This is a genomic window from Pseudomonas sp. lyk4-TYG-107 (assembly GCF_030209055.1).
GTDB classification, from domain to species: domain Bacteria; phylum Pseudomonadota; class Gammaproteobacteria; order Pseudomonadales; family Pseudomonadaceae; genus Aquipseudomonas; species Aquipseudomonas putida_A.
Genome location: NZ_JARVST010000040.1, coordinates 12,976 through 28,148, shown reverse-complemented (window position 1 = coordinate 28,148; position 15,173 = coordinate 12,976). Strand labels below are relative to the sequence as shown.

The following is a 15,173-nucleotide window of genomic DNA, read 5'->3' as shown; positions in this document are numbered from 1 at the left end:
GCAACAAAAAACAGCAATCAAACGTGCAGACGCAAAAAAGCCGGGAATTTCCCGGCTGCCGCATCATACACACGTTTTCCCAAAGGATCACCCCGCCCGAGGTTTTAGCCGCCGGGCGGAATGATTCAGGTCAACATCGTATCAAGGCTTGGACTTTTCCAGGTAATGGAAGAAGTCGCTGCTTGGGTCGAGAACCATGACGTCGGATTTGTTCGCGAAGCTTTCACGGTAGGCACGCAGGCTACGGTAGAAACCGTAGAACTCCTGATCCTGACCGTAGGCCTTGGAGTAGATCGCAGCGGCCTGGGCATCGCCATCACCGCGAATCTCTTCGGACTCACGATAGGCTTCAGCCAGCAGCACGCGGCGTTGACGATCGGCGTCGGCACGGATGCCTTCGGCCAGCTCGTTACCCTTGGCGCGGTGCTCGCGAGCTTCACGCTCACGCTCGGTGCTCATACGTTCGAACACGCTGCGGTTCACTTCTTTCGGCAGATCGATGGCCTTGACCCGGACATCGACGACTTCGATACCCAGCTCTTTTTCCGCCATCTTGTTCAGCGACGCGGTGATGTCAGCCATCAGCGCATCACGCTCACCCGACACCACTTCGTGCAGGGTGCGCTTGCCGAACTGGTCACGCAGACCGGATTCCAGACGTCGGGACAGACGCTCGTCGGCGATCTGCTTGAGGCCGGAAGTCGCGGTGTAGAAGCGCTCGGCATCTTTCACCCGCCACTTGGCGTAGGCATCGACCATCACGGCTTTCTTTTCCAGGGTCAGGAAGCGCTGTGTCGGTGCATCCAGCGTCATCAGACGTGCGTCGAATTTACGCACCTGGTTAACGTAAGGCACTTTCACATGCAGGCCCGGCTGGACATCGGCCTGAACCACACGACCGAATTGCAGCAGCACCGCGCGCTCGGTCTGAGCCACGATATAGAAGCAGTTCCAGCCCACCAGCACCACGACAACGCCAACGATCAGGGCGATCAGCGATTTATTGCTCATCAGCGGGTCTCCCTTGTACGTGTCTGCGGCAGGTCACTGACATGCGGCGCGACGTCCGTGTTGTTGCTGGCGGCGGCAGAACCGGTTACCGGTGCATTGCTGCCCGAACTGTTCTGGATCATTTTGTCCAACGGCAGGTAAAGCAGATTGCTCTGGCCGTTTTTGTTGCCGGTCACGAGTACCTTGCTGGTATTGCTGAAGACTTCCTGCATGGTGTCCAGGTACAGACGCTGACGGGTGACTTCAGGGGCCTTGCGATACTCGGCGACCAGTTTGGTAAAGCGATCCGCCTCACCCTTGGCGCGCGAAACCGTTTCGTCGCGGTAACCGTTGGCATCCTCGAGGATACGCTGGGCCTGACCACGGGCTTCCGGCACGACACCGTTGGCGTAGGTTTCCGCCTGGTTGCGCGAACGCTGCTCGTCTTCACGGGCGCGGATCACGTCGTCGAAGGCTTCCTGCACTTCACGCGGTGCCGCTGCGCTCTGTACGTTGACCTGAGTGACGGTGATACCAGTGCGATAGGTATCGAGGAAACGTTGCAGACGCTCCTTGATTTCGCTGGCCATCAATTCACGACCTTCGGTCAGCACCTGGTCCATGGCGGTTGAACCCACCACGTGGCGCAGGGCGCTGTCGGTCGCATGCTGCAGGCTGATTTCCGGCTGATCGACGTTCAGCACGAAGTCCTGCAGGTTGCTGATCTTGTACTGCACGGTCAGCGGCACTTCGACGATGTTCTCGTCTTCGGTCAGCATCTGGCCCTGCTTGGTGTAGGCACGCTCACGCGTGACGTTTTCCATGTACTTCTTGTCGATCGGCGGGAAGTAGATGTTCAGGCCGGGGCCGACAGTCTCGTAGTACTTGCCGAAGCGCAGCACCACGGCTTGCTCCTGCTCGTCGACCACATAGACCGCGCTGTACAGCCAGACAGCCGCCAGCACGACGAGGCCGATGCCGAGCAGACCGCCGAAGCCGCCACCACTCCTGCCCGAACCACCGCCGTCATCACCACCGCGTTTTTTACCACCACCGAACAACCCGTTCAGGCTTTCCTGCAGCTTTCGGAAGGCCTCGTCGAGATCCGGTGGCCCCTTGCGGTCGCCGTTATTGCGGCGCTTGCCACCCCAAGGATCCTGATTATTCGAGTTGCCACCCGGCTCATTCCAAGCCATAGCGCTCTCCATCTGATAAAGCAAAGACGCACCCACGGCGCGCCGACCAATGCTACAGAATGCCTGCCGTTGCGGCACAACCGCTTTGCCAGGCTTTTATTGCAAAGTGTGTTGCTCGATGAATTCCATCGGCTGCAATCCTTCGCGGCTTACCAGTCGATTCAACTCGACACGGGGCAAACGAACGGCCAGCAGGCAGATGCCTTCTTCGTCATGCTCTTCTTTCTGTACCGCACCGAGTTCGAAGAACTGCGCACGCAGTCGAGCGAACCGTTGCGGCAAGCGCAATGTCCCCACAAACAAATCACTGCCCAGCAACTCGGCAATGGCTTGCTCAAGCAATTCCAGACCTGCGCCATCGCGCGCCGACAGCCAGACCCGCTGCGGTTTGCCATCGGCATCGCGCTGGATCTGTGGCTCAACGCCTTCAAGCAAATCGAGTTTGTTGTATACCTCGAGGATCGGCAAGTCCTGGGCTCCGATCTCGCCCAGTACCACCATCACCTGCTCGATCTGCAACATGCGATCCGGTTCGGCCGCATCGATCACGTGCAACAGCAGGTCGGAATTGCTCGACTCTTCGAGCGTAGACCGAAATGCTTCGACCAGCTTGTGCGGCAAGTGTCGAATGAACCCTACCGTGTCCGCCAGAACGATCGGCCCCAGGTCGTCCAGTTCCAGACGGCGCAGGGTCGGGTCGAGGGTGGCGAACAATTGGTCGGCCGCGTACACCTCGGACTTGGTCACGTTATTGAACAGCGTGGATTTGCCGGCGTTGGTATAGCCCACCAGAGACACGGTAGGGATATCCGCGCGGGAACGACCGCGTCGCGATTGCTCGCGCTGGCTGCGCACTTTTTCCAGACGACCCTTGATCTGACGCAGACGAACCCGCAGCAGGCGCCGGTCGGTTTCGAGCTGGGTTTCACCCGGGCCACGCATGCCGATACCGCCACCCTGACGCTCAAGGTGAGTCCAGCCGCGAACCAGGCGGGTGCTCATGTGATCAAGCTGGGCCAGTTCTACCTGGAGCTTGCCTTCATGGGTACGGGCGCGCTGAGCGAAGATATCGAGAATCAGGCCGGTACGGTCGATCACGCGACACTCGAAAACACGTTCGAGGTTACGTTCCTGACTGGGCGTGAGAATGTGATTGAAAATCACCAGATCAGCCTTTTCGGCATGGACCAGGTCGCGTAATTCCTCGACCTTGCCGCTGCCAATCAGGAATTTGGCGGTTGGCCGATGACGCGGTACGTTAAAAAACGCAACGGTCTCGGCGCCCGCCGAATTAGCCAATTCCTGAAACTCCTGCGGATCTTCGCGCGCCTCAGGGTCCTGACCTTCCAAGTGAACGAGGATGACTCGCTCACCACCACCGTGGCGCTCAAAGAACAAAGGAGGCTCCTATCAGGCGTTACCTGGCTCAGCGTCACCCGCATCGGATTCGGTTGCGCTAGGCAGACGAATTGGACGTACTGGCACGACTGTCGAGATAGCGTGTTTGTAAACCATCTGGCTGACGGTGTTTTTCAGCAGGATAACGAACTGGTCGAACGACTCGATCGTGCCTTGCAGTTTGATACCGTTGACCAGGTAGATGGAAACCCCAACTTTCTCTTTACGTAAAGTATTCAAGTAAGGGTCTTGTAGCGAATGCCCTTTTGACATGTGCCGCACTCCTTTAAGGATTCAATAATAAAAATAGGTAATTCAGATGGCTTTGGCCGCCACACCCCCAAGGATAGACGGCAATTGCAAGGACTCAGCTCAATATGGAGATGGTCCCAAGGTATTTCAAGGCGCGTGGCAGATTGTCGCAATCAAGACTGTCCAGCCAGTGCAGTTCTTCCCAGCTGCGCAGCCAGGTGAACTGGCGCTTGGCCAATTGACGCGTGGCAATGATGCCGCGTTCCTGCATTTCAGCTAACGACAGCTTGCCATCCAGGTAGTCCCAGACTTGGCGGTAGCCTACCGCACGTATAGACGGCAACCCGGAATGCAGGTCACTTCTTTTACGCAGGGCTACGACCTCGTCGATGAACCCCTGTTCCAGCATATTTGTGAATCTTTGTTTAATGCGCTCGTGCAGTACCTGACGATTTGCCGGAGCAATGGCCAAGTTCGCGACAGTATAGGGCAATTGTTGCCGTCCCGAAGCGGCTGCTTCAGTACTTTGCGCAGATTGTTGCTGACGCAGGGCAGTCATGCTCTGACCGCTGACCCGATAAACCTCCAGCGCCCGACTCAGGCGCTGCGGATCGTTCGGATGAATGCGTGCCGCCGACACCGGATCGATGATCGCCAGTTGATCGTGCAGGGCTTGCCAGCCAAGGCGTGCAGCCTCTTCTTCGATCTGCGCACGGATCTCGGGATCCGCCGCCGGCATGTCCGCCAGGCCATCAACCAACGCCTTGTAATAGAGCATGGTGCCGCCAACCAGCAGCGGAATTTTCCCGCGTGCGGTGATTTCAGCCATGGCTTGCAGGGCATCGCGGCGGAAATCCGCAGCCGAATAGGCCTCGGCCGGATCAAGAATGTCGATCAACCGGTGCGGAAACTCGGCCAGCAATTCTTTGGAAGGTTTGGCGGTGCCGATGTCCATGCCGCGATAGACCAGCGCCGAGTCGACACTGATCAGCTCGCACGGCAGCACCTTGGTCAACTCGATGGCCAGGTCGGTCTTGCCCGCAGCGGTCGGGCCCATCAGGAAAATCGCTGGAGGAAGCTGGCTCATCAACGACCGCGCAGGAACAGTTTGTCCAGATCGTCCAGGCCCAGCTGGGTCCAGGTCGGTCGGCCATGGTTGCATTGTCCGCTGCGCTCGGTGTTTTCCATGTCGCGCAGCAGGCCGTTCATTTCCGGCAAAGCCAGGCGCCGGTTGGCACGGATCGCGCCGTGGCAGGCCATGGTCCCGAGCAGTTCGTTCAGGTGTGCCTGAATCCGGTCGCTGGTGCCGTATTCCATCAGGTCCGACAGCACGTCACCCACCAGCCGATTGGCCTCGGCCTGCTTGAGCAGCGCCGGAATCTGGCGGATCGCCAATGTTTCCGGGCCCAGACGCTGCAGCTCGAAGCCCAGTTTCTGGAACCATGCAGCGTGTTCTTCAGCGCAATCGGCCTCTCGCTGACTGACCGCCAGCGACTCCGGCACCAACAGCGGCTGACCGCTGAGACCTTCGCTGGCCATGGCGATTTTCAGGCGTTCGTACATGATCCGCTCGTGCGCGGCGTGCATGTCCACCAGCACCAGCCCCTGAGCGTTCTCGGACAGAATGTAGATGCCCTTGAGCTGCGCCAGCGCGTAACCGAGCGGCGGAATATCTTCCTGACCGGCTGGCAGCGCGTTGGCATTCGCTTCCGGCAACGGTGCGAAGAACTCGCGGTAAGCAGCTTGTGCCTCGGCGGCCGGCACAGCCGACTGCGGACGCGGCGTGTACTGATACTGATAAGCGCCGCCAGCGCTGGCGCCCGACGAGGTGTTGAACACCGGTTGCGCCTGCGGCTGTTCCAGCAGCGCGTTGGCCGCCAGACGCATTTCGCCCTGCGGGCCGAACTCGCCGGCCTCGATGCCGCTTGGACGCACCACAGCGGTGGTGACAGAGCCGGCCAGTTGATCTTCCGGACGCACATCGCCCAACGCGCGGTGCAATGTGCCGTAAAGGAAGTCATGCACCATGCGTCCGTCACGGAAGCGCACTTCGTGCTTGGTCGGGTGCACGTTGACGTCCACCGCCGCCGGATCGACCTCGAAAAACAGCGCGAAGGTCGGATGACGGCCATTGAACAGCACATCGCGATAAGCCTGACGCACCGCGTGGGCCACCAGTTTGTCGCGTACCGCACGGCCGTTCACGAAGAAATACTGCAAGTCCGCCTGACTGCGGTTGAAGGTCGGCAACCCGACCCAGCCCCACAAGTGCATACCATTGCGCTCGATCTCGATCGGCAGCGCCTGCTCAAGGAAGCCCGAACCGCAGATCGCCGCCACACGCCGGGCGCGGGCCGCATCATCGTGGGCCTCGTGCAGGCTAAGGATGGTCTTGCCGTTGTGGCGCAGATGGAAGGCCACGTCGAAACGCGCCAGCGCCAGACGCTTGATCACTTCTTGCAGGTGATCGAATTCGGTTTTTTCGGTCTTGAGAAACTTGCGCCGCGCCGGCGTATTGAAAAACAGGTCGCGCACTTCCACCGACGTACCGACCGGATGCGCCGCCGGCTGCACCCGAGGCGCCATGTCGCGACCTTCGGTTTCGACCTGCCAGGCCTGATCGGCGTCGCGGGTGCGCGAGGTCAGGGTCAGGCGCGCCACGGAGCTGATCGACGCCAGTGCTTCACCACGGAAGCCCAGGCTCATCACCTGCTCCAGATCTTCGAGATTGCGAATCTTGCTGGTGGCGTGACGCGCCAGCGCCAGCGGCAGGTCGTCGGCGGAAATGCCGCTGCCATCGTCACGCACCCGCAGCAGCTTGACGCCTCCTTGCTCGACATCGACATCGATGCGTTTGGCACCGGAGTCGAGACTGTTTTCCAGCAACTCCTTGATCACCGAAGCCGGGCGCTCGACCACCTCGCCGGCGGCGATCTGGTTCGCCAGCCGCGGGCTGAGCAGTTCGATGCGTGCGGCGTTCAACACCTGATTCATTCTTTGGACGCCAGTTCGGTGCCGGGAATGGTCAGGTGCTGGCCGATCTTCAGCTCATCGCTGCTGAGGTTGTTGGCACTGCGCAGCGTCGCGGGGGACACCTGATAACGCACGGCGATCATCGCCAGCGTCTCGCCCGGGCTCACGCGGTGATCGCGCGGGCCTTGGGCGATCTTGCCGGAGTCACGCAGCCAGGCGATGTAGGTGCCCGGTGGCGGATTCTGCTGGAAGAACTGGCGCACGCCGCTGCTGATCGAACGCGCCAGCGCCTGCTGGTGGCTTGAAGCCGAGAGTTTGTTCGCTTCGTTGGCGTTGGAGATGAATCCGGTTTCGACGAGGATCGACGGGATGTCCGGCGACTTCAACACCATGAACCCGGCCTGCTCCACGCGCTGCTTGTGCAACGGAGTCACGCGACCGATGTTGGTCAGGACTTTCTGGCCGACGTTGAGGCTGGAGGTCAGCGAAGCGGTCATCGACAGGTCAAGCAGTACGCCGGCGAGCATGCGGTCCTTGTCGTCGAGGCTGACATTGCCGGCACCACCGATCAGGTCGGAACGGTTTTCGCTGTCGGCCAGCCAACGGGCAGTCTCCGACGTCGCGCCGCGATCAGACAGTGCAAACACCGAGGCACCGAAGGCTGCTGCAGACGGCGCGGCGTCAGCATGGATCGAAACAAACAGGTCGGCGCCCTTCTTGCGGGCAATTTCGGTACGGCCGCGCAACGGGATGAAGTAGTCACCGGTACGGGTCAGCTCGGCGCGGAAACCTTTCATGCCGTTGACCTGACGCTGCAGCTCGCGGGCGATCTGCAGCACCACGTCTTTCTCACGCTGGCCGCGCGAGCCGGACGCACCCGGGTCTTCGCCGCCGTGACCGGCGTCGATCACCACAATGATGTCGCGCTTGCCGGCCGGGGCCGGTGGCAACTTGATCGCCGGTTCAGACGGTGTCACCGGCACTGCCGGCACGGTGGCGACCGATGGCGTCGGGGCAGGCGGTGGCGCGGCATCAGCCGGATTGTCGAACAGGTCGACCACCAGACGGTTGCCATATTGCGCGTTCGGCGCCAGCGAGAAACTTTTCGGGGTGACGGCTTTTTTCAGGTCGATGACCACCCGCAGATCGGTCGGCGTGCGCTGGGCCGAGCGCATCGCGGTGATCGGCGTGTTAGCAGTCGAGACCTTTAACGGCGCCCCCAGGGTGGCGCCATTGATGTCGATCACCAGCCGATCCGGTGCGGTCAGGGTGAAGACGCTGTGCTGCACCGGACCGCTCAGGTCGAAGACCAGTCGCGTGTTGTCCGGCGCCCGCCACAGGCGCACGCTGTTGACCTTTGTCTCGGCCACAGCGTTGACGGTTACTGCCATCAACATCAGTCCAACGGCAGCCACCAACGCGCGAAAGCGCATACCTAACCCCATCATTTAATTGGATTCCAATGCCAAAGCGGCACACCAGGCCTCGCCACGCGAGCCCTGGGATAAAATTTTCAGCGAACGCCCGCTGTCTTGCGGGCTAATGGTAATGGTCAGGTCAGGCTTTGGCAAAAAGCCTGCACCTTTATCGGGCCACTCGATCAGGCACAGGGCATCGTCTTCGAAATAGTCGCGGATGCCGAGAAACTCCAGCTCCTCCGGATCGACCAGGCGATACAGGTCGAAGTGGAAGGCACGCACGTCGCCGATCTCGTAGGGTTCGACCAGGGTGAAGGTCGGACTTTTTACCGCGCCGACATGCCCCAACCCACGAATGATGCCCCGCGACAGGGTGGTTTTGCCCATGCCCAGATTGCCTTCCAGGAAAATCAGGCCGTGGCCCTGGGTAATGCGGGCGATCCGTGCGCCAAAGTCGCTCATGGCCTGTTCATCGGCCAGGTACAGGGTTACTTCAGACACGGTGCATGCTCCTCCAACAACTGACGAATGACTGGAATCAGATCACTGGCCGCCAGTCCACGGCCGAATTTACCTTGTTGCGCGCCGGCATTGGCGTGCAGCCAGACTGCCAGGCACGCGGCATCGAAGCCGTTCATACCCTGCGCCAACAGCGCCCCGGTCAAGCCGGCGAGCACATCACCCAAGCCAGCAGTGGCCATTGCCGGATGGCCTTGATGACACAGCGCCAGACGCCCATCGGGGTGGGCGATCAGGCTGCCGGCGCCTTTGAGCACGACGACGGCCGAGTATTTTTTGCTCAACGCCCGCGCGGCGGCCGGACGATCTGCCTGCACCTCGGCAGTGCTGATCCCTAACAGGCGCGCCGCCTCGCCCGGATGCGGGGTGATCACGCATTCCTTGGGCAGACTGACAAATCCGCTCGCCAGCAGATTCAATGCGTCGGCGTCCCACACCTGTGGCAGCGGCGCATTGGCGGCAGCGGACAACAGTGCCCGCCCCCAACTCGCCTGTCCGAGTCCCGGACCAACCACCAGCACCGAAACCTTTTCCAGCAGCCCCATCAACTGATTGGCCGACGACGTGCCGAGCACCATGACTTCCGGCATCCGCGTCAGCGCTGCCGGGACATGTTCCGCACGGGTTGCCAGCGACACCATGCCCGCGCCGCTGCGCAAGGCCGTTTCGCTACTGAGCAGAATCGCCCCGCCAAAACCCTGATCGCCACCGATCAGCAGCAAATGCCCGAAGCGCCCTTTGTGTGCCGCGGGCGCACGCGGGGCCAATCGTGGAAGATTAGCCGCCGAGAGACGCAGAGCGCTGACAGGAATGTCACGGTAGATGTCGGCGGCGGCTTGCAGATCGTTAAACACCAACGCCCCGACCTGATCCGCCGCATCCCCGGTGAACAGGCCGAGCTTCAAGCCGATGAAAGTCACGGTAAGGTCAGCGTGAACCGCAATGCCGAGGACATGTCCAGTATCGGCAGACAGCCCGGAAGGAATATCCACCGCCACCACCGGCAGGCCACTGGCATTGATCGCCTTGATCGCAGCGGCATACGGCTCACGGACATCGCCGGCCAGCCCGGTGCCGAGCAAGGCATCGACAATCACCCCGCGCAGCTCGCTTTGCGCAGCCCAGCTCTGCACGGCGACGCCATCGCTGATGGCCTGCGCATAAGCCTGCGCCGCGTCGCCCTGCAAGCGTTGCGGATCACCGACTGCGAGCACCCGCACCGCCCACCCGGCCCGGTGCGCCAGCGCGGCGATCAGAAAACCATCGCCGGCGTTGTTGCCATGCCCGGCAAGCACCGTCATTTCGCTCGCCGACGGCCATTGCCGCACCAATGCGCGCCAGGTCGCGTGCGCGGCGCGCTGCATCAATTCGAAGCCCGGCGTACCCGCAGCGATCAGCCGCGCATCGAGTGCTCGCACCTGTGCGGCGCCATACAGCGCGTCGGGTAATTGATCTTTCGTGTGCGGCATGCGTCTTCGGGCTCCGATGTCTGGCAGAATTATACGCACCTCAGCTCCGGTTTCTCTCGCCTCATGTCCGCCATCACCACAGATCTGCCCGCCCTCGCCCAATCGATCAAGGATTGGGGCCGCGAGCTGGGCTTCCAGCAAGTCGGCATCAGCGGTCTGGACCTGGCCGAGCATGAGCAGCACCTGGAGCGCTGGCTCGCCGCCGGCTACCACGGCGAAATGGATTACATGGGCGCCCACGGCAGTAAACGCTCGCATCCGGAGCAACTGGTTCCGGGTACGTTACGCGTGGTTTCGCTGCGCATGGACTACCTGCCCGGCGACACGCAAATGGCGCAAATGCTCGCGCAACCGGAGAAAGCCTACGTTTCGCGTTATGCCTTGGGCCGCGATTACCACAAATTGATCCGTAAACGTGTGCAGCAATTGGCTGACAGGATTCAATCCGAGATCGGCCCGTTCGGTTTTCGCGCCTTCGTCGACAGCGCCCCGGTGCTGGAAAAAGCCATCGCCGAGCAGGCCGGGCTGGGCTGGATCGGCAAAAATACCCTGGTGCTGAACCGCAAGGCCGGCAGCTATTTCTTCTTGAGCGAACTGTTTGTCGATCTGCCGCTGCCGGTGGACGAACCGCACAGCAGCGAACATTGCGGGCGCTGCACGGCGTGCCTGGACATCTGCCCGACCAACGCCTTCGTCGGCCCCTATGTGCTGGACGCCCGGCGCTGCATCTCCTACCTGACCATCGAACTGAAAAACGCCATCCCCGAAGACCTGCGCCCACTGATCGGCAACCGCGTATTCGGCTGCGACGACTGCCAGATCGTCTGCCCGTGGAACCGCTTCGCCCGACCCTCCGGGGAAAGCGATTTCAAGCCCCGGCACAACCTGGACAACGCCGAACTGGCGGAGCTGTTCATGTGGGACGAGGACAAATTTCTCAGCAGCACCGAAGGCTCACCGCTGCGCCGCGCCGGTTACGAGCGCTGGCTACGCAATCTGGCAGTCGGGCTGGGCAACGCGCCGTCGAGCATTCCGGTGCTGGAAGCCTTGAAGGCGCGCCGTGACTACCCATCAGAGCTGGTGCGTGAACATGTTGAGTGGGCGCTGAAACAGCACGCTGAACGCCGTAATTGAGGCTATGCCGGCTTTCTCCACTTGGCTGTGCGCCCCTTACCTGTCGGCTCAATCAGCCCTTCTGCTTTCAGTGATCGTAAAACCAGGCGCACTGTATCGCGACTGACTCCCGGACAGGACTCTTCAATTTCCGAGATGGAAAAAGGGAGGACTCGCTTCAAGGCTTCGTCTCTGATTCGGTCGCTTTTACCACCTCGACGCTTCTCAATCGTACCCACTCGCTCTTCGAACTCTTTGTACGCTCTAAGCAATGCCCCCCAAAAATAATCCATCCATGGCCGAACATCATGCGTGCCCTCGTGCCATCCCTGAGAACTCAGTTCGAGTGTTGCGTAATAGCCCTCCTTTGACTCCTCGAATATCCGTTCAAGACTGATAAATCGCCCGACTCGGTAATCAAATTGATAGAGCAGCAGCAATGTCAGCAGACGAGCGACGCGACCATTTCCGTCAGAGAAGGGGTGTATGCAAAGGAAGTCGAGGACCGTAAGCGGCACTAAAACCAAAGGGTCAGCCAGATTCAATGCCAGCGCCCGGTGGTAATGCCCCAGGGTTTCAGTCACCGCAATAGGGGTCATATGAGCAGGAACAGGTTGGAAGCGAATCCGCGATGAACCATCGGCATGACGCTCGATGATGTCGTTGTTCATCGCCTTCCATTCACCACCATCCTGAGGTAGATAGCGGTAAAGAAGACTGTGTAATTGTCTAAGTACACCTTCGGAAAATGGCATCCCATCGGCAGATTCATGGATGAGTGACAGTGCGTCCCGATAGCCAGCAATTTCCTGTTCGGATCGGCTCTTGGGATCAGTGTTTTTGCTCATCAGTGACTTCAGCCGCGCTGGCGCGACAGTTATACCCTCCAGTCGGTTAGATGACTCCGTGGATTCGATTACGGCTATCTGCGTAAGCCCTTGGAGGACCTGCGGCGATTGAGCAACGAACAGTTGTTGCTTACCCCGAAACTCTCCCAATGCACGAAGCGTCGCAATCTGAAGACCGTCGAAGCGCAAGGCGTCAAGAAATTCCGGGGTGAGTGAGTGCATGATTCAGGCAGCCGTCTAAATGAGGTAAAAAGACTTAAATAGGGTATTTCATGACAAAATACCCCTTTTAGGCTTTATTTTTACCCTTTTTTAAAGGCGCAGCATCTATTCAACATTCCCGACAGAATATTTCCACGCGCCCGCCAGCGTGACGTCAAGGTGCGTCGTTATAAACGAACTTGGGCATTTCCCAGTGGAAACGAATGGCCAGCAACCGCAACAGAAAACCGCCGAACAGGGTAATCAGAATCGCCTGTTCGCTCGGCACATTCAGGTACAGGCAGAGCATGTAGCACCACGCGGCGGCGAACGAGACGCTGGCGTACAGCTCGCGGCGGAAGATCAGCGGGATGTCGTTGCAGAAGATGTCACGCAGGATGCCGCCGAAGACGCCGGTGATCACACCGCTGACCGAGGCCACCAGCATGCCGTGGCCCATTTCCAGAGCGGTCATGCAGCCGATCAGGGTGAACGCCACCAGACCGACCGCATCAAGCACCAGAAACAGTGAGCGCAGATGACGCATCCAGCGTGCGGTGAATACAGTGAGCATCGCGGCGGCCGAAGTCAGCACCAGGTATTCCGGGTGCTTGACCCACGTCAGCGGATAATGCCCGAGTAACACATCGCGCACCGAACCGCCGCCCAATGCCGTGACGCAGGCGATCAACACCACCCCGAACCAGTCCATGCCGCGCCGCCCGGCAGACAGCGCGCCGGTCATGGCTTCAGCGGTAATGGCGATCAGATAGAGCATCAGCAACATGGCGGCGGTCCTGGCAGGAAGGCGCGCAGTCTAGCCATTTCAGCGCCGCACCAGAAGGGGGCGCGCTCCGGGATGCATTTCTGACTTGAATCTTACGGGACTCTGACGCCCTCTTCGCGAGCAAGCCCGCTCCCACAGGGGGAACGCATTCCAAATGGTGGGAGCGGGCTTGCTCGCGAAGACGTCAGGGCAGACACCCCTCAATCAGAACTTGATGAAATGCTTGCGGTAGTGCTGCAGCTCGGCGATCGACTCGCGGATGTCGTCCAGCGCCAGGTGAGTGCTGCCCTTCTTGAAGCTGTCGCGCACGTCCGGTGCCCAGCGTGCGGCCAGCTCTTTGAGCGTCGACACGTCGAGGTTGCGGTAGTGAAAGTAGCTTTCCAGCGCCTTCATGTGGGTATAAAGGAAGCGGCGATCCTGGCAGATGCTGTTGCCGCAGATCGGCGACTTGCCTTTCGGTACCCATTTTTCCAGGAAAGCGATGGTTTCGGCCTCCGCCTCGGCCATGCTGATACGGCTGTCACGCACGCGCTGGGTCAGGCCCGAGTTGCCGTGGGTGCGGGTGTTCCACTCGTCCATGCGGGCGAGCACTTCGTCACTGTGGTGAATGGCGATCACCGGGCCTTCGGCCAGGGTGTTCAGGTCACTGTCGGTGACGATGGTGGCCATTTCGATGATGACGTCGTTTTCCGGATCCAGACCGGTCATTTCCAGGTCGATCCAGATCAGGTTCTGCGGGTTTTGCATATTCGGGCTCCTAGGCAATGCTGCGCAGTTTAGCCTAGGCCGGTGCCCGGGCGTGCTAAACTCGCGGCCGTTTTACCTAATCGCTGCATTCTTCAGACGGAACACCCATGGCCAAACGCCAACTCAATCGTCGTCAAAACTGGCGCATCGAAAAGATTCAGGGCGAGCGCGCCGCCCGCGCCGCCAAACGCGAGTCCTCGGCGGTCGAAGCCCTCGAGGGCGGCGACCTCGGCCCCGAGCAACACGGCCTGGTGATCGCCCACTTCGGTGTGCAGGTCGAAGTCGAGGCTGTGGACGGCGAACAGGCCGGCCAGGTTTTCCGTTGCCACTTGCGCGCCAACCTGCCGGCGCTGGTGACCGGTGATCGGGTGGTCTGGCGCGCCGGCAACCAGGGCATCGGGGTGATCGTCGCGCAATTGCCGCGCAACACCGAACTCTGCCGCCCGGACAGCCGTGGCCAGCTCAAGCCGGTCGCCGCCAACGTCGACATGATCGTCATCGTCTTCGCACCCCTGCCCGAGCCGCATGCCAACCTGATCGACCGCTACCTGGTCGCCGCCGAACACGCCGGCATCCGCCCGTTGCTGTTGCTGAACAAGTTCGACCTGATCGACGAGCAGAACGCCCCGGCACTCAACGCCCTGCTGGCGGTGTACCGCACGCTGGGTTATCCGGTGCTGGAAGTCTCGGCGCATCACGGCAATGGCATGGAACAGCTGCAGAAGCAGCTCGACGGGCGCATCAGCGTGTTCGTCGGCCAGTCCGGCGTCGGCAAGTCGTCGCTGGTCAACAGCCTGCTGCCGGAAGTCGAGACCCGCGTCGGCCCGTTGTCGGAGCTGTCCGGTCAGGGCACGCACACCACGACCACCGCACGCCTGTTCCACTTCCCGGGCGGCGGCGAGTTGATCGACTCCCCGGGTATCCGTGAGTTCGGTCTGGGCCACGTCAGCCGCGCCGACGTCGAAGCCGGTTTCATCGAGTTCAACGACCTGCTCGGCACCTGCCGCTTCCGCGACTGCAAGCACGATCGCGAACCCGGTTGCGCACTGCTCAAGGCCTTGGAAGACGGCCGCGTGCAGCAGCAGCGGATGAACAGCTACCGCTCGATCATCGCCAGCCTGCCGGAAAACGGCTACTAAACATCTGCACCGGCAGCCTCTCGCCCGAGGGCTGCCGGATGTCGGACCGCGCCTGACAAATCCTCGATTCCGTTAAACGTCAGACTCTTCTGACAGACTCGTTCGCACCTGTTTGCAGGACAT

Annotated in this window: 14 protein-coding genes; 2 read left to right on the top strand and 12 right to left on the bottom strand. The window is 60.7% G+C overall.

Features of this window, described 5'->3' with window-relative positions; genetic code table 11:
* Positions 1-141 precede the first annotated feature (141 nt).
* The 9 genes from hflC to QRN61_RS27000 form a co-directional block, all read right to left on the bottom strand.
* Entirely contained in the window at positions 142-1,011 is an 870-nt protein-coding gene (hflC, locus tag QRN61_RS27040) for a protease modulator HflC (RefSeq protein WP_007967437.1), read from the bottom strand.
* Positions 1,011-2,186 carry an FtsH protease activity modulator HflK gene (hflK, locus tag QRN61_RS27035; protein WP_285376335.1) on the bottom strand — a complete coding sequence of 392 codons (1,176 nt, stop codon included), beginning with the start codon at positions 2,184-2,186 and terminating at the stop codon, positions 1,011-1,013. Before hflK ends, hflC begins: the two co-directional genes overlap by 1 nt.
* Positions 2,187-2,282: 96 nt before the next feature.
* On the bottom strand, positions 2,283-3,584 hold the full coding sequence (gene hflX, locus QRN61_RS27030) for a ribosome rescue GTPase HflX (RefSeq protein ID WP_097089868.1): 1,302 nt from the start codon (positions 3,582-3,584) through the stop codon (positions 2,283-2,285).
* 12 nt (positions 3,585-3,596) lie between these two features.
* Positions 3,597-3,857: an RNA chaperone Hfq gene (gene hfq, locus QRN61_RS27025; RefSeq protein ID WP_003221112.1), complete on the bottom strand. Its 261-nt coding sequence runs from the start codon at positions 3,855-3,857 to the stop codon at positions 3,597-3,599.
* A gap of 94 nt (positions 3,858-3,951) precedes the next feature.
* Complete coding sequence (gene miaA, locus QRN61_RS27020) at positions 3,952-4,923, bottom strand: tRNA (adenosine(37)-N6)-dimethylallyltransferase MiaA (protein WP_097089867.1); 972 nt, start codon at positions 4,921-4,923, stop codon at positions 3,952-3,954.
* Complete coding sequence (gene mutL, locus QRN61_RS27015; RefSeq protein ID WP_285376352.1) at positions 4,923-6,821, bottom strand: DNA mismatch repair endonuclease MutL; 1,899 nt, start codon at positions 6,819-6,821, stop codon at positions 4,923-4,925. Before mutL ends, miaA begins: the two co-directional genes overlap by 1 nt.
* Before the next feature lie 5 nt (positions 6,822-6,826).
* Positions 6,827-8,206 carry an N-acetylmuramoyl-L-alanine amidase gene (locus tag QRN61_RS27010; protein ID WP_371260346.1) on the bottom strand — a complete coding sequence of 460 codons (1,380 nt, stop codon included), beginning with the start codon at positions 8,204-8,206 and terminating at the stop codon, positions 6,827-6,829.
* Positions 8,207-8,257: 51 nt separating this feature from the next.
* A complete protein-coding gene (gene tsaE, locus QRN61_RS27005; RefSeq protein WP_098966932.1) occupies positions 8,258-8,728 on the bottom strand; it encodes a tRNA (adenosine(37)-N6)-threonylcarbamoyltransferase complex ATPase subunit type 1 TsaE in 471 nt (156 codons plus the stop codon).
* A complete protein-coding gene (locus tag QRN61_RS27000) occupies positions 8,716-10,215 on the bottom strand; it encodes an NAD(P)H-hydrate dehydratase (RefSeq protein ID WP_285376332.1) in 1,500 nt (499 codons plus the stop codon). Before QRN61_RS27000 ends, tsaE begins: the two co-directional genes overlap by 13 nt.
* 63 nt (positions 10,216-10,278) lie before the next feature.
* Here QRN61_RS27000 and queG point away from each other — a divergent pair, with 63 nt between their 5' ends.
* Positions 10,279-11,349, top strand: coding sequence for a tRNA epoxyqueuosine(34) reductase QueG (gene queG, locus QRN61_RS26995; protein WP_096794762.1), 1,071 nt, complete (start codon positions 10,279-10,281; stop codon positions 11,347-11,349).
* A gap of 2 nt (positions 11,350-11,351) precedes the next feature.
* Here the strand turns inward: queG and QRN61_RS26990 are convergent, their stop codons facing one another.
* From QRN61_RS26990 to orn, 3 genes are all read right to left on the bottom strand, one after another.
* A complete protein-coding gene (locus tag QRN61_RS26990) occupies positions 11,352-12,398 on the bottom strand; it encodes a Fic family protein (RefSeq protein ID WP_285376330.1) in 1,047 nt (348 codons plus the stop codon).
* 154 nt (positions 12,399-12,552) lie between these two features.
* Entirely contained in the window at positions 12,553-13,164 is a 612-nt protein-coding gene (locus QRN61_RS26985; protein ID WP_003221099.1) for a trimeric intracellular cation channel family protein, read from the bottom strand.
* A 204-nt stretch (positions 13,165-13,368) separates the two neighbouring features.
* Positions 13,369-13,911 carry an oligoribonuclease gene (gene orn / locus QRN61_RS26980; RefSeq protein ID WP_003221098.1) on the bottom strand — a complete coding sequence of 181 codons (543 nt, stop codon included), beginning with the start codon at positions 13,909-13,911 and terminating at the stop codon, positions 13,369-13,371.
* Between the two features lie 107 nt (positions 13,912-14,018).
* On the opposite strand from orn, the gene rsgA reads away from it, so the two are divergent.
* Positions 14,019-15,050 (top strand): small ribosomal subunit biogenesis GTPase RsgA, encoded by a 1,032-nt coding sequence (gene rsgA, locus QRN61_RS26975; RefSeq protein ID WP_095138114.1) that lies wholly within the window; start codon positions 14,019-14,021, stop codon positions 15,048-15,050.
* Positions 15,051-15,173 lie beyond the last annotated feature (123 nt).

Coding starts and splice junctions, on each gene's coding strand:
- QRN61_RS27000 (WP_285376332.1), bottom strand. CDS start 10,215: ATGCCGCACACGAAAGATCAATTACCCGACGCGCTGTATGGCGCCGCA.
- rsgA (WP_095138114.1), top strand. CDS start 14,019: ATGGCCAAACGCCAACTCAATCGTCGTCAAAACTGGCGCATCGAAAAG.
- QRN61_RS26985 (WP_003221099.1), bottom strand. CDS start 13,164: ATGTTGCTGATGCTCTATCTGATCGCCATTACCGCTGAAGCCATGACC.
- queG (WP_096794762.1), top strand. CDS start 10,279: ATGTCCGCCATCACCACAGATCTGCCCGCCCTCGCCCAATCGATCAAG.
- hfq (WP_003221112.1), bottom strand. CDS start 3,857: ATGTCAAAAGGGCATTCGCTACAAGACCCTTACTTGAATACTTTACGT.
- miaA (WP_097089867.1), bottom strand. CDS start 4,923: ATGAGCCAGCTTCCTCCAGCGATTTTCCTGATGGGCCCGACCGCTGCG.
- QRN61_RS27010 (WP_371260346.1), bottom strand. CDS start 8,206: ATGTTGATGGCAGTAACCGTCAACGCTGTGGCCGAGACAAAGGTCAAC.
- QRN61_RS26990 (WP_285376330.1), bottom strand. CDS start 12,398: ATGCACTCACTCACCCCGGAATTTCTTGACGCCTTGCGCTTCGACGGT.
- orn (WP_003221098.1), bottom strand. CDS start 13,911: ATGCAAAACCCGCAGAACCTGATCTGGATCGACCTGGAAATGACCGGT.
- hflK (WP_285376335.1), bottom strand. CDS start 2,186: ATGGCTTGGAATGAGCCGGGTGGCAACTCGAATAATCAGGATCCTTGG.
- hflC (WP_007967437.1), bottom strand. CDS start 1,011: ATGAGCAATAAATCGCTGATCGCCCTGATCGTTGGCGTTGTCGTGGTG.